This window comes from Pseudomonas sp. GL_135 (assembly GCF_057834665.1).
Genome location: NZ_CM174408.1, coordinates 4,508,380 through 4,534,657, shown reverse-complemented (window position 1 = coordinate 4,534,657; position 26,278 = coordinate 4,508,380). Strand labels below are relative to the sequence as shown.

Here is a 26,278-nt window from a genome sequence, read left to right as displayed (position 1 = left end):
ATCGGCAGGTTGATCGTCCCTCACGGTTGGCCTGCTGATCGTTCCTCACGCTCCGCGTGGGAATGCCGCGCATGACGCTCCGCGTCCCCTCAATGTTGGCGCGGACTTGGGACGAATGTCGCAATTATGTAGGCCTGATCCTCTTGGTGATTCGGAAACTTCCCACCATCAGAGTGGCATTGCTGCCCATCCATCCCGTCGCTAGTCCCATAGCCTATGCCGCCTTGGATTGGCTATGCGGGAATTGCTTCGATGTCAGATTTCTACCAGTACTTCAAAGAAAACATGGAGAGCATGGGGCTGCCTGCGCCTCAATCGCTTTTTGGCTCTGTCACGAGCGCGGTTGCGACAGCGACGACGCTTCTCAGCCAAGTTGAGAAATTCGGTAAAAAAGTGACCATTAATGAGCTTCTGCGCGCGGGTACCAGATTAGAGCAGCTTGCAATCGTCGGAGCATGCTCGGCGGCGTTCTATTTGGGTGCGGTGATTGGAAGCATTGCCGTTGCTACCGGAAGGGTGCTTGGTAATGGCGCGACTTTGTCCGACGTGCTTCTCACCGCCCAATCCCATAACCTTAGGACTGACTGGCTGATCCATTGCTTACACATGTATCCAGGCATTTACCAAGCCGCCACTCCGGGCAAAACCAGTTATCGATTCTTGGGACATGTAGTGTGAAAGACTCAATCTTGCTGCTGACAGTCGCTGTGATCGTCGCCTATGCCGCATGGGTTTTCTGGCACTACGTCGGTCTGAACGGCTTTGAGCTACTAAGCACTTTGATAGTTGTGTCGCTTGTGGTGGACAACGCGCGTTTGAGGCGCGAGTTGAAAAAGCGCAGAGCTTAGTCGGTAGGTGCGATCCAAGCGGACTCGCTATCGTGCGCTGTGATCGTTCCTCACGCTCCGCGTGGGAATGCCGCTCATGATGCTCCGCGCCTGTGGAGTGCTACCCCGGTCACTCCCACCGTTAACTGCAAGCCGCCATGTAGTTGGGAGACGCGGAGCATCCCCGAAGGCGTTAGCATGCGGAGCGTGGCAACGGTCATAGTGGGGTGACACGTCTGCGCCTCAGCTCGGCAAATTGATCCCGAACGTATTCACCCCATGCTCACTGCGCACGAACACGGTGCCGCCGTGCATCAGGGCGATGGCTTTGACGATCGCCAGGCCCAGCCCGTGGTTGGCGCCGCTGTTGCTGCGCGAGGCGTCGACGCGATAGAAGCGCTCGAACAGTTTCGGCAGATGCTCGCCAGCAATCGGCGCGCCGGGATTGGTCACGCCAATACTGACGTGATCGCCCTCATCGCGAATATCCACCTGAATCAACTGCCCCGGCGAGGTGTGCTGCACCGCGTTGTGCAGCAGATTGATCAGCGCCCGGCGCAAGTGCGCGGTTTCGATCGGCGCGTTGGCATCACCGCGCACTTCAACCTGGACCTGGGCGTCCTCGAGTATGAAATCCAGATAATCCAGGGTCTTCGCCACCTCTTGGGCGAGCGAGGCCTGGGTCAGTTGCGTGGCCTTGCTGCCCTGATCGGCGCTGGCGAGAAACAACATGTCATTGATGATCGAGCGCAGCCGTTCGAGCTCTTCGAGATTGGATTGCAGCACCTCGAAGTAATGCTCGGCGGATCGCCCTCGGGTCAGCGCCACTTGGGTCTGGCCGATGAGATTGGTCAGCGGCGAGCGCAATTCGTGGGCAACGTCGGCGTTGAACGACTCCAGCCGCGAATACGCCTGCTCCACTCGATCCAGCGTTGAGTTGAAGGAGGTCACGAACTGATCCAGTTCCGGCGGCAGCGGCGACAACTTCAGGCGCCCGCTCAGTCGTGGCGGCGTCAGCTTGCGCGCCTCCAGTGACAACTCCGTCAGCGGTTTCAGGCCGATGCGCGCCACCCAGTAACCCAATGCAGACGCGAGCAGGATGCCGATGGCCGCCAGACTGATCAGCGCGATCAGCAGGGAATGTTGGGTCTGCCAGAAGGTTTCGGTGTCGACCGCTGTCAGAAAACGCAGCGGCGGGCGTTGATCTTTCGCCGGGAACTGACTGACCAGCACCTTGAACGGGTAATCATGGCCCCTCAGGTTCAAGTCGCGCATGCCCAGCGGACCGTTGGCGAAGGCACGGATCTCGGCGTCCGGGTCGCCGAATTCGTAGGTCGGGTTGTCGCTGACCACCCAGAAGCGCAGGCGCTTGTCTTCCTCGCTGAGCAGCCTGAGCTTGGCGTTGATCTTGGCCCAGTGTTCCGGGTTTCCGTAACGCTGCACGGCGGATTCGAGCACGCTGTAGCGGGCGTCGACCTCCGCTTCCGGCAGCAGGCCGAGGCTTTTATCCACTTGCAGGTAGAGCGCCCAGCCGATTAGCAGAAACACCAGCAGCGCCACGAGGGCGAACATGCCGCTCAGGCGCAGGGCGATGGAGTTAGTCGACACGACGGCTCTCCAGCACGTAACCCATGCCGCGAATGGTGTGCAGCAGTTTCTGCTCAAACGGCCCGTCGAGCTTGGCGCGCAGGCGTTTGATCGCGACTTCGACGACGTTGGCATCGCTGTCGAAATTCACGTCCCAGACCATCTCGGCAATCGACGTCTTCGACAGGATTTCCCCCTGACGCCGCGCCAGTACGCTGAGCAGCGAAAACTCCTTGGCGGTGAGGTCCAGACGCACGCCGGCCCGCGTGGCCTTGCGGCTGATCAGGTCGATCCACAAATCGGCGACGCTGATCTGCACCGGCTCGTGACCGCCGCTGCGCCGGGTCAGGGCTTGCAAACGCGCCACCAGTTCCAGAAACGAGAACGGCTTGCCCAGGTAATCGTCGGCGCCTTCGCGCAGGCCGCGGATGCGATCGTCGACGTTCTCGCGGGCGGTGAGCATGATCACCGGCGTCTGTTTACGCGCACGCAGGGCGCGCAGCACGCCATAACCGTCCAGTCTCGGCAGCATGACGTCGAGAATGATCACCGCGTATTCGCTTTCCAGCGCCATGTGCAGGCCTTCGATGCCTTCGCGCGCGACGTCGGTGGTGTAACCCTGCTCGGTCAGGCCCCGGTGCAGGTAATCGGCGGTTTTCTCTTCGTCTTCGATAATCAGGACACGCATCGGTCCACGCTCACTTTTTCGCTGCTTGCTTATTAGGTGCTCGGGTTCAACCGCTTATTTTTCTGCAACCAGGTCGGCCGCAGCCGGCCTGGAAACTGTTGAACCTGGTGCTACCGAGCCTGGCGTTGGACGCCGGCGATGGAAAATGCGCTCCAGTTGCAGGTAGATCACCGGCGTGGTGAACAGCGTCAGCGCCTGGCTCACCAGCAATCCTCCGACCACGGCGATGCCCAAGGGCTGACGCAGTTCAGCGCCGACACCATAACCGAGCATCAAGGGCAGCGCGCCGAGCAATGCGGCCAGCGTGGTCATGATGATGGGCCGAAAGCGCGTCAGACATGCTTCATAGATAGCGTCGCGCGGGGACATCCCGCGATTGCGCTGGGCGTCCAGCGCGAAGTCCACCAGCAGGATGCCGTTTTTCTTGACGATGCCGATCAGCAGTACGATGCCGATCAGGCCCATGATCGAAAAGTCCTGACCCATCAGCCACAGCAGCAACAGTGCGCCGATACCGGCCGAGGGCAGGGTGGAAATGATCGTCAGCGGATGGACGAAGCTTTCATACAGCACGCCCAGAATGATGTACACCGCCACCAGCGCGGCGAGAATCAGCCACGGCTGGTTCGCCAGCGAGCTCTGAAACGCCTGGGCCGCGCCCTGGAAATTGCCGATGATCGAGGCCGGCATGCCGATCTCGTTCTTCGCCTGATCGAGCAACACCACGGCATCGCCCAGCGCCACGCCCGCCGACAGGTTGAAGGACAGGTTGGCGGCCGGGAACATACCGTCGTGGCTAATCGACAACGGGCCCATCCTCGGCGCACCGACCTTGGCCAGCGCCGACAGCGGCACCATTTCATTGGTCAGCGGCGAGCGCAGGTAAAAGTAGTTCAGGCTTTCGGCCTTGCCGCGCTGTTGTGGCTCCAGCTCCAGAATGACTTTGTACTGGTTAATGTCGGTCTGGTATTCGTTGATCTGGCGCTGACCAAAGGCGTCGTACAGCGCCTGATCGACATCCGCCGTGGTCAGGCCGAAGCGCGCTGCGGCGCTGCGGTCGATGTCCAGATGCGTGACGCTGCCCCCCAGTTGCAAGTCGTTGGAGAGGTCGCGGAAAGCCGGCAGTGTTTTCAGCTTATCGGTCAGCTTCTGCGTCCAGACATTCAGCAGCGCGCCGTCGTTGCTCTTGAGCACGTATTGGTACTGCGCGCGGCTTGGCCCGGAACTCAGGTTGATGTCCTGCCCCGCGCGCAGGTACAGGACGATGCCGGGGATCTGCGCCAGTTTCGGGCGGATCCGGTCGATGAACTGACTGGCGGAAACGTCACGGTCTGCACGGTCCTTGAGGGCGATCCACACACGGCCGTTGGCGATCGTCTGGTTGCTGCCGCTGACACCCACCGAGTGGGAAAACGCCTTGACCGCCGGATCGGCCGCGATGATTTTCGCCAGCTGTTTGTGTTTCTCGATCATGTCCGGGAAGGAAATATCCGCCGCCGCTTCGCTCGTGCCCAGCACCATGCCGGTGTCCTGAACCGGGAAGAAACCTTTGGGGATCAGCACATAGCCGACAACCGCGAGCACCAGAGTCAGGCCAAATATCCCCATCATCAATCGCTGGTGGGCGAGGGCGAAGCGCACGCCGCGGGCATACCGCGCCAGCAGTCGTTCGCCGAAGCCGGGTTTGGCGTGGGGATCGTGCTTCGGCGCGCGCATGAACAGCGCCGCCAGGGTGGGCGCCAGGGTCAGCGAGACCACCACCGAGATCAGAATGGTCGACGTCGCCGTCAGCGCGAACTCCTTGAACAGCCTGCCGACCACGCCGCCCATGAACAGCAGCGGAATGAACGCTGCGACCAGCGAAAAGCTGATCGACACCACGGTAAAGCCGATTTCGCTGGACCCTTTGATCGCCGCGTCGCGTTTGCTTTCGCCGGCTTCCAGGTGTCGGTGGATGTTCTCCACCACGACAATCGCATCGTCGACGACAAACCCCACCGCCACCACGATGGCCACCAGCGTCAGGTTATTCAGGCTGAAGCCGAGCACGTACATCAGCGCGAAACTGGCGACGAGGGACACCCCCAGCACCGCAGTCACGATCAGCGTCGCAGAGAGCTGGCGAAGGAACAGCGCCATGACCGCAATCACCAGCGCGATGGCAATCAGCAGCGTCATCTCCACCTCATGCAGCGACGCACGAATGGTTTTGGTGCGGTCGCTGAGCACCGAGACGTCCACCGACGCCGGGAGCATTTCCTGCAATTTGGGCAACTGGCCGAGCACGCGATCGACCGTCTCGACGATGTTCGCGCCGGGCTGGCGGAACACCACGATGTTCACGCCTTGTTGATCCCCGGACCAGGCCCGCACGTAGGCGTTCTCAGAACCGTTGATGACTTTCGCCACGTCACGCAGGTGAACCGGGGCGCCGTCTTTGTAGGAAACGATCAGTTGCTCGTAGTCCTTCGCCTGGAACAGTTGGTCGTTGGAGGCGAGGGTGGAAATGCTGTCTTTGCCATACAGCGCGCCCTTGGCCAGGTTGAGGCTGGTCTGCTGCAGGGATTCCCGCAGATCGGCGAGGGTCAGCCCGAGGGACGCCAGTTTTTCAGGTGCCGCCTGGACGCGAATTGCCGGACGTTGCTGGCCGGTGATGTTGACCTGTCCGACGCCATCGATCTGGCTCAACTGACGCGCCAGCAGGGATTCGGTGACGTCGCTGAGTTCGGTGCCGGGCATCAGGTTCGAGCTGACGCTGAGGATCAGCACCGGGCTGTCCGCCGGGTTGACCTTGCGCCAGGTCGGCAGTGTCGGCAGGTCTGCGGGCAAACGTCCAGCCGCCGTGTTGATCGCCGCCTGCACTTCCTGCGCGGCGGTGTCGATGCTTTTGTTAAGGGTGAATTGCAGGGTCAGGTTGGTGGAGCCCAGTGCGCTGCTCGAGGTCATCTGGGTCATGCCGGGAATGGCGCTGAATTGCACTTCCAGCGGCGTTGCCACCGAAGACGCCATGGTTTCCGGGCTGGCGCCGGGCAACTGGGCCGCGACTTGAATCGTCGGAAATTCGGCTTCCGGCAGCGGCGCCACTGGCAGGCGAGGGAAAGCGATGCAGCCCAGCAGCACCAGCGCGAAGGTCAGCAGAACCGTGGCGATCGGGTGATTGACGCACCAGGCGGAAATAGACCCGCGGCTGTTCATTTCGCCGCCCCGGTGGCGTCGGCCAGGGTATCCACAGGATCACCCTTGACCACCTCGATGCGCGTGCCGTTTTTCAGGCGCGACTGACCGTCGCTGACCAGCACGTCATTGGCCTCCACCCCGCTGATCAACATCAGGTCGCTGTCCTGATACAGCACCTTGACCGGCACCACCTCGGCAGTGTCGCCTTTGATCCGATACACGTAATGCTGGTCGATGCCGCGCTGCACCACCTGCGGCGGGACCTTCAGGGCACCGCGGTCGATGGCGGTCTGAATCCGCACGGTCACCAGTTGCCCGGGCCATAGCTTCTCCTGCGCATTGTCGAATATCGCCTTGGCGCGGATGGTGCCAGTGCTAGCGGCCACCTGATTGTCGATCAACAGCAACTTGCCCTGACCCAGTAGCGTGCCGGTCGCCCCTTCGCCGAGGTAGGCGTTGACCGGCGCGGGCGTGCTGGAAGCAATCAGATCATGCAGCGTGGGCAGCATCTGCTGCGGCAGGGAAAACTCCACTGACACCGGGTCGATCTGCGTCACCGAAAACAGCCCGGTCGCATCGCTGACGCGCAGGAAGTTGCCCTCATCGACGTTGCGGATGCCGACCCGGCCCGTCACGGGCGAGCGTATTTGCGTGTAGGAAAGCTGCACTTGCGAGGCATTGATCGACGCCTGATTGCCCAGCGCCGTGGCCTTGAGTTGGTCGACCAGCGCTTGCTGCTGATCGTATTGCTGCCTGGAAATGCTGTTGTCGACGGTGAGCAGCTTGTAGCGCTTGAGGTCGACATTGGCCACGTTCAGCTGCGCCTGGCTCTGGGTCAACAGCGCTTTGGCCTGTTCGAGGGCGGCGCGGATCGAGCGATCATCGATGGTTGCCAGCAGATCACCCGCCTTGACCTGCTGCCCTTCCTTGACCAGCACTTTGGTCAGGATGCCGTCCACCTGCGGGCGGATCACCACGCTTTGCAGCGACAGCACCGAGCCTATGCCGGTGACATAACGGGGCACGTCTTCCTGCATGACGTTGATGACGCGCACCGGCACGGCAACGGGAGCGCTGACCTTTTTTGCAGCGGGGCGGGTCATTGCCCAGACGCCTGTCCCCACCAGCACGACCAACAGGGTCGCGAGCACCACCACTTTGTTCTTCTTCTGCATACAGGGACAGGCCAACCAGTGAGTAAGGGGCGGGTAACCGGAAGCGTCCTTTATAACCCTTTGACCCGGTCAGCAAAATGACTGCTACCTGTCAATATTGTCAGGTGAATAAGGGCAGACGATGAACGTGGGTAAAGAAACAGCGCCGCAGGGCGATACCCAAGTAGAAGCCACGAGTTTCGATGAACGAGTTCTACTGTGACGGGGAAAATTCCTACATAAACTTCGTGAGTTCTAAATGCGTGTTCACAGGCCGGGACTTACTTTGTGAGCCGGGCCTACTCCGGAGTGTTTGCGATGAAAAGCCAAAAGGCTGTTTCGCTGTTTTTCTCGATCACGGTCATCGGTGCGTATGCCGTTACAACGCCAGCCGCCTGGGCTGCCCAAGGCGCGCTCATGTTTCACGGCAGCGTGACCAATGCGACGTGCGACGCGCAGGTTTATAGCGCTCCGTCTTCAACCGGCTCTTTTAAAACCTTGCGAGCCGACACTTATCTGACCGTGGGCGATAGCGGTGGTGACGACGCGTGCGCTCAGCGAGTTGGGCCCGTACAGGTCACTTACAACGAGCTGTCCTCAGCCGGGCCGGATGTTCACGCGGGCATCGTCACGCTGACTTACCAATAGGCGGTTTCTAGCTCCCCCTAAAACATTCGCTGACGAACCCGGCTCAATCGAGCCGGGTTTTTTGTGGGTGAAGGCTTTTAAGCCGGCCTTCGGCGGCCAGGCCTTTCGGGGCACGGTGCAAACGTTCGTACCAGGTTTTCTGAAGGCTCAATCACGCAAGCCCCGGCCTACGGGAGATGTGACACAAAAGCGTAACCTCCTACTGAAAAGTCCGACGCGCGCCACTGTCCTTTCTGTCCATAGGAAGTAGAGCGCCTGACAGCCGCCTTTGGAAGCGCTGCTTATAGTTCGTCTCGTCCTTTTGGGCACACACGAATCGACACAAGGAACGTCGTTATATGAAAAAGCTTTCTCTTACCCTGGCTATCGTGGCCGCAATCGGCCTCGGCATTTCCGGTACCGCGAATGCTGCCAACAACGGCAAACTTGTTTTCACCGGCACCCTGACCAACATCACGTGTGACATCGGCGCCGGGACTGGCGCAACCCCCGGCAACAACCCGGGCGAGATCAACGTAGACCTCGGCAACGTCTCTTTCTCCGACATCGGGCTCTTTACCGATAACAAACTTGAAACCGCTTCGCCCATCCAGCTGTTGGTCAACTGCACCGGCGGCGCCGCTCAATACAACACTGTCAACATGCGCTTCGTCGCCCGTCAAGGCAGCGGTCTGGATAACCTCGATCAGAAACTGTTGCGGGCTACCGGTGCGGCAGACGGTGTGGGCATCGGCCTGCTCAATGCATCCAACCAGTTGATGGACCTGAGCGGCAACGAAACCATCGACACGCCGCTGATCAAGGACGGCGCCGATGGCGCTACCGCCGAGATCAACTTCGGCGCGGTTTACGTTCTCAATGGCGCGCCGACCAACCCGGGTAACGCCGACGGCTTCCTGCCGTTCGTGATGGATTACCAGTGATGTAGCAGGCGAGCGGGCACTGCTCGCTCGCCTTCCTCACGCGCTCACTTCCAAACCCGAGACGGTCTCATCATGCTTCCTGATTTCATTCGTTGCTCCGCCATCTGGCTGGGGTTGCTTCTGGCTGCCCCGGCGCAGGCGGGTATCGTGCTCAACACCACGCGTGTCATCTACCAGGCCACGGACAAGGAGGTCAGTTTCGTTGTGAACAACAGCGGCACGGCTGACATCCTTGCCCAGTCCTGGCTCGAAGCGCAGAGCGACACCGAGAACCTGCCCTTCGTCGTCACCCCGCCGCTGGCGCGAATGGCGGGCAGTACGCGGCAAATGATTCGGGTGATCTACGCCGGCGAAGGTTTGCCTCAGGACCGCGAGTCGGTGTTCTGGCTCAACGTCCAGGAGATCCCGCAATCGGCGAAAGACAACCAGCTGCAGATCGCGATTCGCCAGCGTATCAAGCTCTTTTACCGTCCCGCCGCATTGAGTGGCGACCCGCTCGACGCTGCAAAAAACCTGCGGTGGCGCGTGCACGACGGCCAGCTGGAAGTCAGCAATCCGACGCCCTATCACGTGTCGATGATCCAGATCGACGCCCGACAGCAGGGCAAGACGCTGTTCACCGCCGACAGCCGGATGCTGTCGCCCCTGCAGACCGTGCAGTTGCCGCTCAAGCAGACAGCCAGCGGTCAGGCGGTGGACCTTCGGTTCATCAGCATCAACGATTTCGGCGCGCAGGAGCCGTACACCGCAAAGGTGTCTGGTGGACAGCCGACCCAAGCCATCAAGGCCGCCAATGTCGTGACCCACGCCGAGTAGCCACTCGGTTGCGGGTCGAATTTTGCCCAGGTCTTTCTTCGGTCGCAGTCATGCGGCTCCAGCGCCTTGCGCCTGCCAAACATGATTTTGCCAGCGCGTCGGAATCGAGAACACGAGTGAAACCAGCCAATGGAACCCCGAGATCACACCAAGGGACATGCACGGACCGCAGCATGCTTTTCCCCCGTCGACCGCAGACATCAGGCACGCCAGCCGTTCCTGCTGAACCCGTTGGCAAGGATCATCCTTGCATCGGCAGGACTGGCGCTGGCCTCGTCTGCGACGGCAATGACTGATCAACACAGCGCCGCGACCGATGTGAAATTCAATACCTCGTTCATTCAGGGCACCGATCAGCCTGCCGATCTCGCGACGTTTCTGCATGGCAACAGCGTGGTACCCGGAAGCTATCGGGTGGACGTCTACGTCAACCGTGTCCTGAGCGGGCGGCGCGACATCAACTTTGTCCCCAATGCTGAAAAAGGCTCCGTCGAACCCTGTCTCACCCTGGACATGCTCCGCCAGTTCGGCATGAACGCGGAGGCTGTGCTAGACGGCGACACCTCGCCGACAGCGTGCTTCGATCTCCCAGCGCGTGTCGAATTTGCCCGCGTCGATTACCAGCCGGCGAGCTTGCGCCTGAACATCAGCATTCCTCAGGCGATGATGTCGCGCAGCGCTCGCGGCTACGTGCCGCCGGAATTATGGGACGAAGGCGAGACCGTCGGTTTCGTCAATTACAACTTCAGCGGCGCGCGGCGCTCCCGCAGCGGCCAAGGTGGATCTCAAGCGCAGGATCAGTATTACCTGAGCCTGCGCAACGGCATGAATCTGGGTGCCTGGCGGCTGCGCAACGAGTCTTCGCTGACCTATGGCAATGATCAGCCTTACCGCTTTCGCAGCAATCGTACGTTCATGCAGCGGGACATCACGTCGCTGAAAAGCCAGCTGACCCTGGGCGAGACCTTTACCGATTCGCAAGTCTTCGACAGCGTTCGATTCCTCGGCGCCATGGTGATGTCCGATGAAGGCATGTTGCCTGACAGCGAGCGCCTGTTCGCGCCGGTCATTCGTGGCATCGCCGAAACCAACGCGTTGGTGGAAGTGCGGCAGAACGGTTTCATGCTGTACAGCGGCAACGTCTCGCCGGGGCCGTTCGAAATCACCGACATCTACCCCAGCGGGTCGAACGGTGATCTGGAAGTGACGGTGGTTGAAGCCGATGGCAGCAGGCGCATGTTCGTGCAGGCCTATGCGTCACTGCCCATCATGGTGCCGAAAGGCGCGTTGCGTTACAGCCTCGCCGCGGGGCAATACGACAGCAACACTGAAGACGGCCTTTCACCCTCGTTTGCCAGTGGCACGCTGGTGTATGGCCTGACCGAGCAGGTGACCGCAGCGGGCGGCGTGCAAATCGCCGAGGATTATCAGGCGGGCAACATCGGCGCGGGGATCAATACCGGGCTCGGCGCGGTGTCGCTGGACCTGACCCAGTCCCTCAGCCGACAGCGCGAGCAACGCTACAGCGGACAGAGCCTGCGCGTGCGCTACGCCAATACGCTGGACCTGACCAACACCACCCTCGCCGTGGCCGGTTATCGCTATTCAACGGATCAATACCTGACGTTCGACGATCACGTCGATGCGTTGCAAGCAGATGACGGATCAGCCCGCGCGCGCGCCAAAGATCGCATCGAAATCAGCCTGACCCAGGCGCTGCCGGAGCAGTCTGCGTCGCTGAGCTTTACTGGATCCGAGCAGCGCTACTGGGACAGAGGCAGCAAGACGCGACAGCTTTATCTGTCGTGGAACTCGGCGTGGCGTAGCCTTAGCTACAACGTGTCGGTGGAGCGCAATCAGACCTTCGAACGCAGCGGAGAAAGCCAGTCCGACAACCGCATTGCGCTGACAGTGAGCCTGCCGCTGGGAAGCGATTCCGGTTCGTCGCGGCTGTTTGCCAATGCCGTTCGTGACAGCGCCGGCGCGTCCAGCCTGCAGTCCGGCTTGAACGGTCAGCTGTTCGACGACCGCAACAGCTTCTACTCGCTGCAGGCCGGCCACGACAGTGCGTCGGGCTCATCGGGCTTCGGCAAACTCAGCACCACAACGGCCTACGGGCGCTTTGACGCGGGCTACGGGCAGGGCAGGGATTATCAGGCGCTGAGCATGGGCGCTTCAGGTTCGGTGGTTGCTCATGCGGGCGGGGTGAATTTCGGTCAGCCCCTGGGCGAGACCTTCGCCCTGGTGCAGGTAAAAGACGTCAGCGGTGCGCGGCTGAGCAATTTCAGCAACGTCGAAACCGCCTATAACGGCTACGCCATCCTGCCTTACGCTCAGCCGTATCGGACCAACTGGGTCAACCTCGACACGCGTCAGTTAGGTGCCGACGTCGAGCTGGAGAATGCCGTGGATCAAGTCGTGCCCCGCCGTGGCGCGGCGCCCTTGGTCAGCTTTCGCACGGCAATTGGCCGGCGTGTGCAATTCGACCTGGAGCGGGCCGATGGCAGCCGCGTGCCAATGGGCGCAGCGGTGGAGGACGAGCAGGGCAAGCCGCTGGCGACCGTCGATCCGAGCGGGCGAGCACTGGTACTGAGCGAACGGGACAGCGGCGAGCTCATCGTCAAATGGACCGGTCAACAGTGCCGCGCAACCTTCGTGCTGCCGCCGAAAGAAGCCCACCGCAGCTACGATCGCCTGAAGGTGCAGTGCCAATGAACCGCGCTTGCCTGTCAGGTATTTTGCTGGTCTTGATCAGCGGCATGGCCCAAGGCGCGGTGTCGCTGTCAGGCACCCGGTTGATCTTCGACGGTCGCTGGAACGAGGCGACGATCGAGGTCAGTAACCGCGGAGCTTCCGAGGCCCTGATTCAAGCCTGGCTCGATACGCCGCGGGGGGACGATCAACCAGGCAATGGGCCTTCAGCCGATCTGCCGTTTGCGTTGACCCCGCATCTGGCGCGCCTGCCCGCCAAGGGCAAGCAGACCTTGCGCCTGCTCTATGAAGGCATCGGAATGCCCCAGGACCGGGAGTCGATGCTGCATCTGTACGTGCTGGAAATCCCACGGCGCAGCCCGGCGGTTCAGCAACTGAGCATTGCCATACGCCAGCGCATCAACGTGTTCTACCGCCCGGCGGGGCTGGCCGGCGATCCGGCGGATGCCCCGCAAACGCTGATCTGGCAACGCGTCCCGTCGGCCAACGCTGCGCTGTCCCTGCGCAACCCGACGCCGTATCACGTTTCGCTGCAAGACCTGCGCATCAATGGAATCAAGGTCGCGGACCACCGTTTGCTGCCGCCTTTTTCGGACGCATCACTGACGCCGCCTGCCCTCGGTACGAAGGGCACACTGCCCGAAACCCTGAGCTTCAAGGCCATGACCGATTACGGCGGACAGCGTGAGTACTGCGCGCCATTTCGGGAAGGGCAGCCGTTCACTGTGCCGCTGGGCAAGCCGGATTCACACTCACTCATAGGGAAATGCTGACATGAAAACATCCATCATCCGAAGATGGCTGATGCTGCCGATCACGTTGCTGATGACGCTATTGATGCCCGGTCTCGCACTGGCGCTGACCTGCAAGACCCAAGGCGCAGGCGAGTCGGTGGTTCGTGCGGACCTGAGCAGCACCGTTGCCATTCCCGCTAATCTGCCTGATGGCAGCGTGGTCTGGCGCTCGGAGCGATTGAACCTTGCCGTCGAGTGTGCGCGGGACGAAGCGGGCGGCCCTGAAGACGTGTTTATGTACCTGAACCCTGACAACTTGCAGATCGGGGAAGGGATTCGTGCCGGGCTTACGTTCAGTAGCGTTGATTACGTGCAAAACAGCGGGCGGATTCCTACGCAACAGCAGGCGCCTGCCTGCACGGATTCTAGCTCGCGTTGCCCGAGCGTCACGTTCAACCTGCCGTTTTCGGTGTTCATAGAGAAGTACGGCCCGACCCCGCCCTCCGGCGTCGCCAGTGATCTGTACGACTATCGGATGTTTCAACTGGATGGCCGTGACGGGCCGAGTTCCGGGGCTGACGGCACATTGAGCTACGTCATCAACAACCTGATGGGCTTGCGCTTTGTGGCGTGCAACGCCGAATTGCGCGTCATGCCCGAGACGGTGGACTTCGGCGACGTTGCCATTCGCAATGTGCGAGTGGGAGAGATGGCGACTTTTCAGCGCTTTGCCCTGGCCACCAGCCGGACCTGCGAATCGCCGTTCAGCCTCAATGCTCGGATTACCCCGGTGTCCGGGATACTCAAGGGCGATGTGCTGGTGCCGGTCGACAACGACAGCATCGGCATTCGGATCACTCAGGCCCGCGACCGCTCGCCCGTGCCTTTCCACGAACCCTTTCACCTGACCGATCTTCTGGAGGGCAACTACTCGGACACGGCCGACTTCAACGCCGAACTGCTGTGGCAAACCAGCACGCCGACCGCGGGGCCTTTTTCAGCGGAAGTGATGGTGGATCTGTTCTACAAATAGGCGGGCGCAGCCGGTCTGTTGGCAGCAGCGATCCGGCGGCGATTCAGGTATGCTGCGCGGCCCTCGGGCGCCGCCCGTATTCCTCGACCGTCTGCCATCCCGGAGCTTTCATGACTACCCCCGAACACACGCCCGCTCCTGAACTGGACACGTCGGTCGACATCAACGCTGTCCCGGCGGATACAAAACCTGCGATTCCCGCCTTCAGCTTCCCGTTCAAACCGAGCGAGTTGTTGCAGGCGAAGAAGGATCAGCAGCACTACAAGGGTTCAGGCAAATCGAACCACGACAAGCGTCCGGGCGTTGCGCCATCAGGCACACGTCGGTCGATGGGCAAGCGCTGATTACGCTTTCGCTGACGCGCGCAGCAGGATCATTCTCCGCCCGCCATGCTCATGCGTCCTTGCGAAAACTGTCCCGGTATTGAGTCGGCGTCACTCCCAGACGCTGGCTGAAGATCAGCCGCATCCGCGCGGCGCTGCCAAACCCGCAGTGATACGCCACCGCCTTGATCACCATTTCGCTGCCTTCCAGCAAGTGCCGGGCAGCGTCGATGCGCGCGCGCTGCACGAACTCTGCAGGGGTGACCTTGGCGTCGCGGGCAAATACCCGGGCGAACGTGCGCGGACTCATCGCCACCACGTCGGCCAGCCGCTCCACTGAAAACGGTTCGCCGATGTGCTCCATCACATAGCGCTGCACCTTGGCCACGGGCGAATCGTCGTCTGCCGACGCCGTGAGGTACGGGCTGAATTGCGACTGCCCGCCCTGACGCTGGGCGACCACCAGCAGACGCTTGGCCACCGCGAGGGAAATCGCCGGGCCGTGATCCTCCGCCACCAATGCCAGCGCCATGTCGATCCCCGCTGTGACCCCGGCTGATGTCATCAGCGCGCCGTCGCGAACGTAAATGCGATCAGGCTCGACCCTCGCGTGGGGGAACCGGTCGGCGAGTTGTCGAGCGTGGCTCCAGTGGGTAGCGGCCTGCCGGCCATCCAGCAAACCGGCGTGCCCGAGGACGAACGCCCCGGTGCAGATCGAACCGTAGCGTCTCGCCTGGGGCACGGCCTGCAGCAGCCACTGGGTTAGTGCGGGCATTTCCGCGGCGTCCGGCAGCGAAGGCCCGCCGGGAATCAGGAGGGTGTCGAACGGCTTAGGCGCGTCCGCCAGGGAATACTGCGCACCCAGCGGCATGCCGTTGGACGCAATGATCGGATAGGGCGCCGAGCCGATGGTGACGATCTCGTAGCCATCCCCCTCGGGCAGGAAGCGGTTGGCTTCTGCGAAGACGTCGAGTGGCCCGGCCACGTCCAGGGACTGAACGTTGGGAAACAGCACGATCGCGACGCGCTTCATGCCGGCACACCCAGACCGAAAGGGGAGGCTTGAAGGCGAGGGTTGCTGTGGGAATTATCCCGCCAGCCAGGCACACGCCGCGAACGGTCCGAGCGCAAGTTGCCTTACTTCTTCGGCAACGTGGTGACGTTGTCCCACTCAGTAATCAGCGCTTTCTTGTTCTTGCGGTCGTAGAGGCAGAGCTCGGTTCCCGTCTTGTTCTTCATGAACGCCTGTTTGTACTGACCTTTGATCAACAGCGCGTTGAAGCCGACGCTGTCATCGAAGGCAGCGTCAGCGCCGGCAGGTTTGGCGTTCTTCAGGGAGCTGGCGCTGACACAACTGTCGACCAGGGTTTTGTTGAAGGCGGTCCAGGCGTCCGGGCTGGAGGCATTGGCCTGACCAGCAGCGGCGGCGGTTAGTACGAGCAGCAGCGCGGTGTGCATCTTCACGGGTAGGCATCTCCATGGCGTGAGGGGTGAACGCGGCCCGGCGCAGAATCAGCGCGGTTCCAGTTCGTGGCGCTGAATATATTGCATACCGGCGCGCTCATACAGCCGGTGTGCGCCGAGATTGCTTTCCATCACCTTAAGGTCGACGTGGCCCTCACCGCGCTGGCGAAAGGCTTTGAACACCTGATCGAGCAGCGTGAGCCCCAAGCCCTGATTGCGCGCGCGAGGGTGAACCACCAGGTTGCGGATGAACGCGCTGGTCCAGCATTGCGCAACCGCGACCACACCCTGAGCGTCCTCCAGCACGAAACACAGCGCCCGATCACACTCAGGATCAGTCTCGAAGGCGTCAAGCCATGCGGGGTAATCTGCGACGCGACCGCCACCGTGCTCGCGGCCCAGCACCAGCAATTGGTGCACCGACGCCGCGTTTTGCGCGGTGAATTCAACGAGGCGCACGGAGGCCGGCCACCCCGGATCATCAAGGGTCGGGCCGAGGTCGCGGCGCATCAGCCAGTAATGCGCGGTGGAGGCATCGCCTGCGGTCGGTCTCAGATGCCCTGAGCTTCGACCGTGCGGGCGGCTTCGATCAAGCATCGTGTCAGCTCGGGCGAGGAAAATTTTGTCAGAACCGCGTTGGCGCCGGCAGCGTTGGCTTTTTCGGCGTTCATCGCGCTGTCCAGTGAAGTGTGCAGCAGCACGTACAGCGCCTGAAAGTCCGGTGTTTCCCGAAGTGTACGAGTGAGCGCGTAGCCGTCCATTTCCGACATCTCGATGTCGGACACCACCACGTTGATCTGCTGTGCGGTGCCTTGCAGTTCAAGCAGTTGATCAATGGCTTCCCGCGCGCTGCGGGCCGTGTGGCATTCGACGCCCAGATTGCGCAGAGTGATCACCGATTGCTGCAGCGCCACCTGACTGTCATCGACCACCAGAATACGCGCCTTGGCGAGCACTTCGGCGTCTTCAGGGCGCAGCTCGGCGCGCTCTGCAACAATGCGAGGCGGGGCGATACCGTGAATCACCTTCTCGATGTCCAGCACCTGAACCAGCGTCCCGTCCACCTGCGTCACGCCGGTGATGAATGACTTGTTGCCGGAGCCAAACGGAGGCGGACGAATGTCGGTGGTCAGGCAGTGAACGATCTTGCTGACGGCCTGCACGTGCAGCCCCTGCTTGGAGCGGCTGACATCGGTGACGATCAGGCAGCCGCCATCCGGGTCCACCAACGGGCGCTCGCCAATGGCACGACTCAGGTCGATCACTGACAGCGGATTGCCGCGCAAGGTGGCGACGCCTTTGACGTGGGGATGGGATTCCGGCAGACGCGTGAGGGGAGGGCAGGGAATGATTTCACTGACCTTGAGCAGGTTGATCGCCATCAGCTTTCCGCTGCGTAACGTGAACAGCAGAAGCGAGAGTGAATCCGCACGGACGTTCTTGGACATATAAACCTTCTGTGATGCGTTGCCTGGCCGCATGGAATCGGCCAACAGCTTTCGATGACGGTTTATCGACCCGCTGAGGGCAGGCTTTAACGCTTTCGGTTTTTCCCGGCCATGTGGTCCGTCCGAATCGCAGTCATTTTGACTGCGATCAAGTCACTTTGACCTACCGTTTTCTCGAGTCATATTGACTGTGCGGTGGCCAAGCCCTTGATTTCGGGCCTTGGTGTCGCTGGCACGATTCCTGAACTACCGAGGTAACCCATCCTCATCACATCTCGGGAGCTCTTTTATGTTGTCCGCATCGGATCGTGCCATCGTCAAGTCAACAGTGCCACTGCTGGAAAGCGGCGGAGAAGCGCTGATTACCCATTTCTACAAAATGCTGCTCGATCGATACCCACAAGTACGTCCTCTGTTCAATCAGGCACATCAGGCCAGCGGCGATCAGCCTCGCGCACTGGCGAACGGGGTGTTGATGTACGCGCGTCATATCGATCAGCTTGATCAACTGGGCGATCTGGTCGCCAAAATCATCAACAAGCACGTAGCCCTTCAGATTCTGCCCGAGCACTACCCTCTTGTCGGGGAATGCCTGCTCGAATCCATCCGCCAAGTGCTGGGGGCCGAAATTGCCACTGACGAGGTGATTACGGCGTGGGGCAACGCCTACGGGCAACTGGCCGACATTTTGATCGGCGCAGAAAAAACCATCTACGACGAAAAGGCACAGGCAGTGGGCGGCTGGCGTGGCGCGCGGGAATTCAAGGTCGTCGCCAAGACTCGGGAGAGCTCGGAAATCACCTCGTTCTACTTCGCCCCTGCAGACGGCAAGCCGATTTTGCAGTTTACTGCCGGCCAGTACATCGGTCTGCAGTTGCAGGTGGAGGGCGAAGAAATCCGCCGCAACTACTCGTTGTCGGCGCTGGCCGGCAATAACCAGTACCGCATCAGCGTCAAGCGCGAACCGGACGGTGTCGCTTCCAATTACCTGCACGATCACCTGCAGATCGGCGACAGCATCAATCTGTATCCGCCGTCGGGGGAGTTCACACTGACCGACAGCGACAAACCGCTGGTGCTCATCAGCGGGGGTGTCGGCATCACGCCAACCCTCACGATGCTTGAGGCGGCGTTGCCGACCCAGCGGCCGATTTACTTCATCCACTGCGCACGCAACGGCTCGGTCCATGCATTTCGCGACTGGATCGAGAGCCTGGCGAGCAAGCATCCTCAGCTCAAGCGTTTCTATTGCTATGCCGAAGATGACGGCGTCAGCCCGGCGGCCCATGGGACGGGTCTGCTGGATCAGACACGCCTGGAGCAATGGCTGCCGGAGAATCGCGACGTTGACGCCTACTTCCTGGGCCCAAAAGGCTTCATGGCGGCGATCAAGCGTCAACTGAAAGCGGCCGGGGTGCCCGAGGCACAGGCGCGTTATGAATTCTTCGGTCCTGCGTCAGCGCTGGAATAATCGCTGCGACAATTAGACGCATCCTACATATATATAGAAGGGCCCAATGCGGTGATCCGTGTCTGCGACAAAAAGCCGCACTCTTCTATATATAGGCAGGAAACAGGAGCGCTCACACTAGCGTTTGAATTGGAATGTTAACGCTCGGCTAATGCAGGCGTGTTCACCATTGCGCGGGATACGACGGTGGACCGGAAGGCGGTTAGGTCCGGTCGCGAATGGCACTGCGTGAACGGGCTGTCTCGACGGTGATAGAATCGCCGCCTTTGCGGGGCGTCCGGGCCGCAACACTCCACATCCGTCGATCCGGATGACTCCAATTCAAAGGGCATGTGAATGACTGAAGAGATGTTGTACCTGCGGCGTGAAAAGCAGTTTCTGGTGTTGCTGGGCATCATCTGCCTCGCGTTGATCGGCGGCGCCTTGTACATGCAGGTGGTGCTGGGCGAGGCGCCTTGCCCGCTGTGCATCCTGCAGCGGTACGCGCTGTTGTTCATCGCGGTGTTCGCGTTCATTGGCGCAGCAATGCCGGGCCGTCTGAGCCTGACCATCTGCGAAGCGCTGGTGGTGTTGAGCGCAGTGGGCGGGCTGGTTACGGCCGGGCGCCATGTGTACATCCAGACCCACCCGACCGAGAGCTGCGGCATCGATGTGCTGCAGCCGATTGTCGACGGTTTGCCCCTGGCGTCGCTATTTCCGCTAGGCTTCCAGGTAGGCGGTTTCTGCGAGACGCCATATCCGCCAGTTCTCGGATTGTCGCTGGCGCAATGGGCGTTAGTGGCGTTCGTACTGACTGTTGTGCTGGTCCCGGTGGGAATCATTCGTAACCGGATGAAAGCACGCTGATTACAAAGTGTTGCGTAACAAAGTCCCGGAAATCCTTCAATAGAACCGGGGCTTTGCCCAGTTTCAGGGTGCGACATAACACCGCATTTTTACCGATCATGAAATTAACTGTTGCGCAGAAACTTATAGTCAATAAAACTTTACGTATCTACAATCGCCCCCAATTCACGCCCCCCCTCATTTGCGGGACGGTGTAAATCGAGGTTATGGAGCGTCTTTTCGCTCTAGTAGACGCGGTTCGAATGGCCTCCCGAGTCACGTTCTGAATGTCTGCGCCAAGGGATAGGGTCCGCATTAGCGGGTGCCACCATTCGAATAAGAAACCAAAGCTCAACCCGGATTTGTTGTGAGGCCCCATGCTTCCTGACAGGCCCCTTTTCAATCCAAGCATTTGCCAGCACCTGGCAGGGTGAAGTGTTGGCGGTCGAAACCCAACTGCGATGCGAAAGCTGCTTTTAGAGGTCGTGAGATGAGTAAAAAAAGGTACCCCAGGTTTTTTGGCTTCTTGGCCCTTTTCAGCATGCTCCTGCTCAGCGGGTGCGATTACACCCTGCTGGATCCCAAAGGCCATGTGGGCGTTCAAGAGCGTGACCTGATCATCACTGCTACCTTGCTGATGCTGCTGGTGGTGGTGCCGGTCATTTTCATGACCATCATCTTCGCCTGGAAGTATCGCGCTACCAACAAGAGCGCGACGTACACGCCTGACTGGGCGCATTCGACCCGGATTGAGCTGGTGGTCTGGCTGGTTCCATTGGCCATCATCATTGTGCTCGGCTATGTGACCTACAAGTCGACCCACGCGCTGGACCCTTACCGTCCGCTCGAGTCCGACGTCAAGCCGGTGACCATTGAAGTGGTCGCACTGGACTGGAAATGGCTGTTCATCTATCCGGAACAGGGCATCGCCACCGTCAACAAGATCGTGTTCCCGGCCAATACGCCGATCAATTTCCGCATCACGTCCGATTCGGTCATGAACTCGTTCTTCATCCCTGCGCTGGGCGGCCAGATCTACGCGATGGCCGGCATGCAGACCAAGCTGCACCTGATCGCCAATGAAAACGGCGAGTTCGATGGGATCTCCGCCAACTACAGTGGCGCAGGTTTCACCGGCATGAAATTCAAGGCGACTGCCACCTCACAGGCTGATTTCGACGCCTGGGTTGCCGACGTCAAGAATTCACCTAAAACACTGGCAACGGCCGAATACGCCGCGCTGGCCAAGCCTAGCGAACGTAACCCCGTTGAACTCTACTCCTCGGTCACTCCGAACCTGTTCCAGATCATCATCGACAAGTATGAAGGTATGAAGCCGGGCAAGATTGTCCACGAGAAGAAAGAAGTAGCAGGTACGGAAGGGATGGACATGGGTAAGCATTCAGCTGCGCAGGCAGAGGAGTAAACGATGTTTGGTAAATTAAGTCTGGACGCGATTCCGTTCCACGAGCCGATAGTCATGATCACGGTCGCCATGATCGCGATCGGTGGTGCGGCGTTGCTGGGTCTGATCACGTACTTCAAGAAGTGGACTTACCTCTACACCGAGTGGCTGACGTCTGTCGACCACAAGAAAATCGGTGTCATGTACATCATCATTGCAATGGTCATGCTGCTGCGCGGCTTTGCCGACGCCGTGCTGATGCGTTCGCAATTGGCCATGGCCACTGAAGGCTCACCCGGCTACCTGCCGCCTGAGCACTATGACCAGATCTTCACCGCTCACGGTGTGATCATGATCATCTTCATGGCGATGCCGTTCTTCACCGGCCTGATGAACATCGTCGTGCCTCTGCAGATTGGCGCTCGCGACGTTGCCTTCCCGTTCCTGAACTCCTTGAGCCTCTATCTGCTGATCTCCGGCGTGATTCTGGTCAACGTGTCTCTGGGCGTCGGCGAGTTCGCACGTACCGGTTGGGTTGCTTATCCACCGCTGTCGGAACTGGGCTATAGCCCGGGCGTTGGTGTGGATTACTACATCTGGGCACTGCAGCTGTCAGGACTGGGGACAACGTTAACCGGGGTCAACTTCCTGGTCACCGTGCTGAAGATGCGTACCCCTGGCATGAAACTGATGGACATGCCGATCTTCACCTGGACCTGCACCTGGGCCAACGTCCTGATCGTGGCTTCGTTCCCGATCCTGACCGGCACCCTGGCGTTCCTGACCCTCGACCGTTACCTGGACTTCCACATCTTCACGAACGAATTGGGTGGTAACCCGATGATGTACGTGAACCTGTTCTGGGCGTGGGGTCACCCTGAGGTTTACATCCTGATTCTGCCGGCGTTCGGGGTCTTCTCCGAAGTCATCTCGACCTTCACCGGCAAGCGTCTGTTCGGCCACCACTCGATGATCTACGCCTCCGGTGCGATCTCGATCCTCGGCTTCATGGTCTGGCTGCACCACTTCTTCACCATGGGTTCGGGTGCAAGCGTCAACGCCTTCTTCGGTCTGGCGACGATGCTGATTTCCATCCCGACGGGTGTGAAACTGTTCAACTGGCTGTTCACGATCTACCAGGGGCGTCTGCGTTTCACCGCGCCAGTCTTGTGGACCCTGGGCTTCATGGTCACCTTCTCCATCGGTGGTATGACTGGCGTACTGCTGGCTATCCCGGGTGCTGACTTCGTTCTGCACAACAGCCTGTTCGTGATCGCCCACTTCCATAACGTGATCATCGGTGGTGCTGTGTTCGGTTACATCGCCGGCTTCGCGTTCTGGTTCCCTAAAGCGTTCGGCTTCAAGCTGAACGAGAAGTGGGGCAAGGCAGCGTTCTGGTTCTGGATCTCGGGTTTCTACGTCGCCTTCATGCCGCTGTACGCATTGGGCTTCATGGGCATGACCCGTCGTCTGAACACCACTGACAACCCGGACTGGACGCCATACCTGCACGTCGCCTTCGTCGGTGCGTTGCTCATTGCTGTCGGTATCGCCTGCCAGCTGATCCAGATCTTCGTGAGTATCCGTGACCGCGAGCAGAACCGCGATCTGACCGGTGACCCATGGAATGGCCACACCCTGGAATGGTCCACTTCGTCGCCGCCGCCTTTCTACAACTTTGCAGAAATGCCGAAAGCCAACGAAATCGACCCGTGGTATGCCGCCAAGCGTGATGGCGAGGCGTACAAGGTTCCGGCCAAGTACTCCGACATCCACATGCCGAACAACACGGCAACGGGCATGGTGATGGGCGGCCTGCTGACCGTGTTCGGTTTCGCGATGATCTGGCACATCTTCTGGCTGGCGGCTGTCAGCCTGATCGGCACGATCGTTTACTTCGTGATTCACGCGGCACGTGACGACCAGGGCTACATGGTTCCTGCATCCGAAGTGGCACGTATCGAAGGCGAGCAACACGCGATCCTGGCTCGTGTTCGCAATGGTCAGACAAACTCTCCTGTCAACAAGCTGGAGCAGGCATAAACAATGTCGAACTTAGTATTTGATGGCGCGAAGGGTCACGACCACGGTCATGACCACGAGCACGACCATGGTCACCATGACGCCGGCGAGATGAAGATCTACGGCTTCTGGATCTACCTGATGACCGACTGCATTCTGTTTGCGTCGATCTTCGCCATTTACGCGGTACTGGTTAACAACGTAGCGGGTGGTCCTGCGGGCCACGACATCTTCGAACTGCCTTACGTGCTTGGCGAAACCGCCTGCCTGTTGCTCAGCTCGATCACCTACGGCTTCGCCATGCTGGCGATGCACAAGGGCAACAAGTCGGGCGTTCTGGGTTGGTTGTTCGTGACCTTCCTGTTCGGCCTGGGCTTCATCGGCATGGAGATCAACGAGTTCCACCTGCTGATCTCCGAAGGTTACGGTCCTAACCGCAGCGGTTTCCTGTCGGCGTTCTTCACGCTGGTCGGCACCCACGGTCTTCACGTGACCAGCGGCCTGATCTGGATGGCGATCATGATGTATCAGGTCTCCAAGCACGGTCTGACCGGGACCAACCAGACTCGCCTGAGCATGCTCAGCCTGTTCTGGCACTTCCTGGACGTTGTCTGGATTTGCGTGTTCACCGTTGTCTATCTGATGGGGACCATTTAAATGGCGAATTCACATCACTCAAATGACGCTGCCAGCCATGAACCTGCCGCCCACGGCAGCTTCAAGTCGTACATGGTCGGTTTCGTACTGTCGATCATCCTGACCGCGATCCCTTTCGGTCTGGTGATGTTCCCGACGATCTCGAAAGTGGCCACGCTGTGGGTTGTTCTGATCTTCGCAGTCGTGCAGGTGTTGGTTCACTTGGTGTACTTCCTGCACCTTGACCGCTCGGCGGCACAGCGCAACAACGTCATCGCGTTCGCCTTCGCTGGCCTTGTGATCGTGCTGCTGGTTGGTTTGAGCACCTGGATCATGTTCAGCATCCACACCGCCATGATGGCGAAGTGAGGAAAACCTGATGTCACTGAAGCACTTTATCCAAATCACCAAACCGGGGATCATTTTCGGTAACGTGCTTTCGGTGGCAGGTGGCTTTTTTCTGGCGTCCAAGGGACATGTCGACATCGGCCTGTTCCTGGCAGCCGTGATCGGGACTTCGCTGGTGGTAGCTTCTGGCTGCGTGTTCAACAACTGCATCGATCGCGATATCGATGTGAAGATGGAACGCACCAAGAATCGGGTGCTGGTGCAGGGGTTGGTGTCAGTGAAACTGGCACTGATCTACGCTACCGTACTGGGCGTTGTCGGCGTTGGCCTGCTGTACACCAAGGCCAACGCACTGGCGGCGCTGTTTGCCGTGATCGGCTTTGTGATCTACGTCGGCTTCTACAGCCTGTACCTGAAGCGCAGGTCGGTTCATGGCACGTTGGTCGGCAGCCTGTCGGGCGCGATGCCTCCGGTCATTGGTTACGTCGCGGTCAGCAACACGTTCGATCTCGCGGCGCTGACCTTGCTGGTGATGTTCAGCCTGTGGCAAATGCCTCACTCGTACGCCATCGCGATTTTCCGCTTCAACGACTATCGGGCTGCCTCGATTCCGGTCCTGCCGGTCAAGCGTGGTATCCGGGTCGCTAAGCGGCACATCCTGATCTACATCCTGGCTTTCCTGCTGGCGACCTTGATGCTGACCTTCGGCGGTTACGCCGGGCTCAATTATCTGGCCGTTGCAGCGGCAATGGGCATGTACTGGTTGTACATGGCCTGGACCGGCTACAAAGCCAAAGACGACACTGTTTGGGCACGCAAGCTGTTCGTGTTCTCCATCTTCACGATCACAGCCTTGAGCGTGGCGATGTCGCTGGATTTTCAGGTAACTAAGGAACTGTTGGTGACATACGCAGCGCCTTAGTCGACTGAATGAAACGCAAAAAACCCGGTTGCTCGCGAGAGAAACCGGGTTTTTTTTCGAACTGAATAAAGTCTTTGGCTTAGCGGGTTGACCCTTTGGCAGACGCCTCCTCGGGGTCCTTTGCCGGCCCGAGCACAATGGCCAGATGGCGCAAGTCTTCGATCTCCACGCTGACGCTTTTCCCTGAAGGGCTGGCGACCAGTTTGCCCAAGGCAAATGCGGTGAAGAAGCGCACCTCATTCGCGTGGCTCAGCAGCTCGCTGAGGTAGCGGCTGGAGCGGTAGGCCTGCATCTGCGCGGGCGACACGTACAAGGTCACCAACTTGCCTTGCAGGCGATCGAAGAACTTGAATTTGAAGCCCGTCCCGTAACGCTCGACCAGACCGCCGCCATACAGCACCCGACGCTCGTCATTGAGCTGAGCGAATTTGATATGGCGAAAATAGGCGCGCAACGACACCTCACCCTGACCCGGAATGCGCAAAGTGAGCAGAGCCAGTTCTTCCTTGGTCAATGAGGCCTGGGCCTGACGAAAGCTGTCGACCAGACGCTCCAGATTGCTGGTGCGATTCTGCTTATCCTGTCTGGCCTTCAACGCGTCAGCTGTGAGCGTGGCGTCTTCGGGCTTATCGGTCGGCTCGTTGTAAGGCTTGTCTGTGGGCGACGTGGATTTTACGCGTTCCTTCGGGGTGGGATCGAAGACGTCGATGTAGTCGTCCAGCTTGCGCTTGACCTTGCGCAACTCGCTTTCAGCTTCGGTTTCGTTTTCCTGCGCAACCGGCGTCTTGACGGCTTCATCCACCCACTCGCAATCGGCGTGATGTTCGTAGTTGGGGTTGGCCCGGTAATGCGCGGCGACGAAAGTCGGATGCTCCTGGGGCTTAACGTCATAGCGAACCCCGGTGATCTTGACGCCCGAGGCGCGGCACGATTCGGACGAGCACAGGAAACTGAAGCGCGCCCGAGGTGGCTCTTGAGAAAAATACTCGCGTCGCGCCGCCACGATGGAAAGCTCTTGCTGCAGCTCAACGCAAAACGCGCGAGTAATGGTTCTGTTGGTTTTCATGGATACGGCGGGGTCCTGTGCCGAAGTCTTGCGGGCGTGCTGCGCGTCG

Annotated in this window: 24 protein-coding genes; 15 read left to right on the top strand and 9 right to left on the bottom strand. The window is 60.0% G+C overall.

Going from position 1 to position 26,278, the window contains the following annotated elements:
- Positions 1 to 252: 252 nt before the first annotated feature.
- Complete coding sequence (locus AC3ISG_RS20145) at positions 253 to 678, top strand: hypothetical protein (RefSeq protein WP_489297798.1); 426 nt, start codon at positions 253 to 255, stop codon at positions 676 to 678.
- 392 nt (positions 679 to 1,070) lie between these two features.
- Here AC3ISG_RS20145 and AC3ISG_RS20140 read toward each other — a convergent pair whose 3' ends face one another.
- Genes AC3ISG_RS20140 through AC3ISG_RS20125 form a run of 4 tightly spaced genes read right to left on the bottom strand, consistent with a single transcriptional unit; the run spans position 1,071 to position 7,454 of the window.
- A complete protein-coding gene (locus AC3ISG_RS20140) occupies positions 1,071 to 2,435 on the bottom strand; it encodes a heavy metal sensor histidine kinase (RefSeq protein ID WP_122623292.1) in 1,365 nt (454 codons plus the stop codon).
- Complete coding sequence (locus tag AC3ISG_RS20135) at positions 2,425 to 3,102, bottom strand: heavy metal response regulator transcription factor (protein ID WP_489297797.1); 678 nt, start codon at positions 3,100 to 3,102, stop codon at positions 2,425 to 2,427. Before AC3ISG_RS20135 ends, AC3ISG_RS20140 begins: the two co-directional genes overlap by 11 nt.
- 54 nt (positions 3,103 to 3,156) lie before the next feature.
- Positions 3,157 to 6,297, bottom strand: a complete 3,141-nt coding sequence (locus AC3ISG_RS20130) for a multidrug efflux RND transporter permease subunit (RefSeq protein WP_489297796.1) — start codon at positions 6,295 to 6,297, stop codon at positions 3,157 to 3,159.
- Positions 6,294 to 7,454: an efflux RND transporter periplasmic adaptor subunit gene (locus AC3ISG_RS20125; RefSeq protein WP_489297795.1), complete on the bottom strand. Its 1,161-nt coding sequence runs from the start codon at positions 7,452 to 7,454 to the stop codon at positions 6,294 to 6,296. The genes AC3ISG_RS20130 and AC3ISG_RS20125 overlap by 4 nt, the downstream gene beginning before the upstream one ends.
- Positions 7,455 to 7,751: 297 nt before the next feature.
- Between AC3ISG_RS20125 and AC3ISG_RS20120 the strand changes: the two genes are divergently transcribed.
- From AC3ISG_RS20120 to AC3ISG_RS20090, 7 genes are all read left to right on the top strand, one after another.
- Positions 7,752 to 8,081: a hypothetical protein gene (locus AC3ISG_RS20120; protein ID WP_272632434.1), complete on the top strand. Its 330-nt coding sequence runs from the start codon at positions 7,752 to 7,754 to the stop codon at positions 8,079 to 8,081.
- Between the two features lie 338 nt (positions 8,082 to 8,419).
- Entirely contained in the window at positions 8,420 to 9,004 is a 585-nt protein-coding gene (locus AC3ISG_RS20115; RefSeq protein ID WP_489297794.1) for a fimbrial protein, read from the top strand.
- Positions 9,005 to 9,076: 72 nt separating this feature from the next.
- Positions 9,077 to 9,820 (top strand): fimbrial biogenesis chaperone, encoded by a 744-nt coding sequence (locus AC3ISG_RS20110; RefSeq protein ID WP_489297793.1) that lies wholly within the window; start codon positions 9,077 to 9,079, stop codon positions 9,818 to 9,820.
- A gap of 288 nt (positions 9,821 to 10,108) precedes the next feature.
- The gene (locus AC3ISG_RS20105; RefSeq protein ID WP_489297792.1) at positions 10,109 to 12,535 is read left to right on the top strand and encodes a fimbria/pilus outer membrane usher protein; all 2,427 of its coding nucleotides are present in this window, start codon (positions 10,109 to 10,111) and stop codon (positions 12,533 to 12,535) included.
- Positions 12,532 to 13,305, top strand: coding sequence for a fimbrial biogenesis chaperone (locus AC3ISG_RS20100; protein WP_489297791.1), 774 nt, complete (start codon positions 12,532 to 12,534; stop codon positions 13,303 to 13,305). Before AC3ISG_RS20105 ends, AC3ISG_RS20100 begins: the two co-directional genes overlap by 4 nt.
- A 1-nt stretch (position 13,306) precedes the next feature.
- Positions 13,307 to 14,299 carry a fimbrial protein gene (locus AC3ISG_RS20095; RefSeq protein WP_489297790.1) on the top strand — a complete coding sequence of 331 codons (993 nt, stop codon included), beginning with the start codon at positions 13,307 to 13,309 and terminating at the stop codon, positions 14,297 to 14,299.
- 110 nt (positions 14,300 to 14,409) lie between these two features.
- Positions 14,410 to 14,643, top strand: coding sequence for a hypothetical protein (locus AC3ISG_RS20090; protein WP_489297789.1), 234 nt, complete (start codon positions 14,410 to 14,412; stop codon positions 14,641 to 14,643).
- 49 nt (positions 14,644 to 14,692) lie between these two features.
- On the opposite strand, the gene AC3ISG_RS20085 is transcribed toward AC3ISG_RS20090, so the two are convergent.
- The 4 genes from AC3ISG_RS20085 to AC3ISG_RS20070 form a co-directional block, all read right to left on the bottom strand.
- Positions 14,693 to 15,655, bottom strand: coding sequence for a GlxA family transcriptional regulator (locus AC3ISG_RS20085; RefSeq protein ID WP_489297788.1), 963 nt, complete (start codon positions 15,653 to 15,655; stop codon positions 14,693 to 14,695).
- A 104-nt stretch (positions 15,656 to 15,759) separates the two neighbouring features.
- The gene (locus AC3ISG_RS20080) at positions 15,760 to 16,086 is read right to left on the bottom strand and encodes a hypothetical protein (protein WP_163023052.1); all 327 of its coding nucleotides are present in this window, start codon (positions 16,084 to 16,086) and stop codon (positions 15,760 to 15,762) included.
- Between the two features lie 48 nt (positions 16,087 to 16,134).
- Positions 16,135 to 16,596 carry a GNAT family N-acetyltransferase gene (locus tag AC3ISG_RS20075; RefSeq protein WP_489297787.1) on the bottom strand — a complete coding sequence of 154 codons (462 nt, stop codon included), beginning with the start codon at positions 16,594 to 16,596 and terminating at the stop codon, positions 16,135 to 16,137.
- Between the two features lie 41 nt (positions 16,597 to 16,637).
- Positions 16,638 to 17,534 (bottom strand): chemotaxis protein CheV, encoded by an 897-nt coding sequence (locus AC3ISG_RS20070; RefSeq protein WP_122534999.1) that lies wholly within the window; start codon positions 17,532 to 17,534, stop codon positions 16,638 to 16,640.
- A 289-nt stretch (positions 17,535 to 17,823) separates the two neighbouring features.
- Between AC3ISG_RS20070 and hmpA the strand changes: the two genes are divergently transcribed.
- The 7 genes from hmpA (at position 17,824) to cyoE (ending at position 25,163) form a co-directional block, all read left to right on the top strand.
- Positions 17,824 to 19,005, top strand: a complete 1,182-nt coding sequence (gene hmpA, locus AC3ISG_RS20065) for an NO-inducible flavohemoprotein (protein WP_489297786.1) — start codon at positions 17,824 to 17,826, stop codon at positions 19,003 to 19,005.
- A gap of 336 nt (positions 19,006 to 19,341) precedes the next feature.
- Positions 19,342 to 19,851, top strand: coding sequence for a disulfide bond formation protein B (locus AC3ISG_RS20060; RefSeq protein ID WP_122535001.1), 510 nt, complete (start codon positions 19,342 to 19,344; stop codon positions 19,849 to 19,851).
- Between the two features lie 469 nt (positions 19,852 to 20,320).
- Complete coding sequence (gene cyoA, locus AC3ISG_RS20055; RefSeq protein WP_122535002.1) at positions 20,321 to 21,256, top strand: ubiquinol oxidase subunit II; 936 nt, start codon at positions 20,321 to 20,323, stop codon at positions 21,254 to 21,256.
- Positions 21,257 to 21,259: 3 nt separating this feature from the next.
- Positions 21,260 to 23,278 (top strand): cytochrome o ubiquinol oxidase subunit I, encoded by a 2,019-nt coding sequence (gene cyoB, locus AC3ISG_RS20050; RefSeq protein ID WP_122535003.1) that lies wholly within the window; start codon positions 21,260 to 21,262, stop codon positions 23,276 to 23,278.
- Between the two features lie 3 nt (positions 23,279 to 23,281).
- The gene (locus AC3ISG_RS20045; protein ID WP_074886388.1) at positions 23,282 to 23,914 is read left to right on the top strand and encodes a cytochrome o ubiquinol oxidase subunit III; all 633 of its coding nucleotides are present in this window, start codon (positions 23,282 to 23,284) and stop codon (positions 23,912 to 23,914) included.
- The gene (gene cyoD / locus AC3ISG_RS20040; protein ID WP_122623308.1) at positions 23,915 to 24,262 is read left to right on the top strand and encodes a cytochrome o ubiquinol oxidase subunit IV; all 348 of its coding nucleotides are present in this window, start codon (positions 23,915 to 23,917) and stop codon (positions 24,260 to 24,262) included.
- 10 nt (positions 24,263 to 24,272) lie between these two features.
- Positions 24,273 to 25,163, top strand: a complete 891-nt coding sequence (gene cyoE, locus AC3ISG_RS20035; RefSeq protein ID WP_074886382.1) for a heme o synthase — start codon at positions 24,273 to 24,275, stop codon at positions 25,161 to 25,163.
- Positions 25,164 to 25,242: 79 nt separating this feature from the next.
- On the opposite strand, the gene AC3ISG_RS20030 is transcribed toward cyoE, so the two are convergent.
- The gene (locus AC3ISG_RS20030) at positions 25,243 to 26,229 is read right to left on the bottom strand and encodes an ATPase (protein WP_489297785.1); all 987 of its coding nucleotides are present in this window, start codon (positions 26,227 to 26,229) and stop codon (positions 25,243 to 25,245) included.
- Between the last annotated feature and the right edge of the window lie 49 nt (positions 26,230 to 26,278).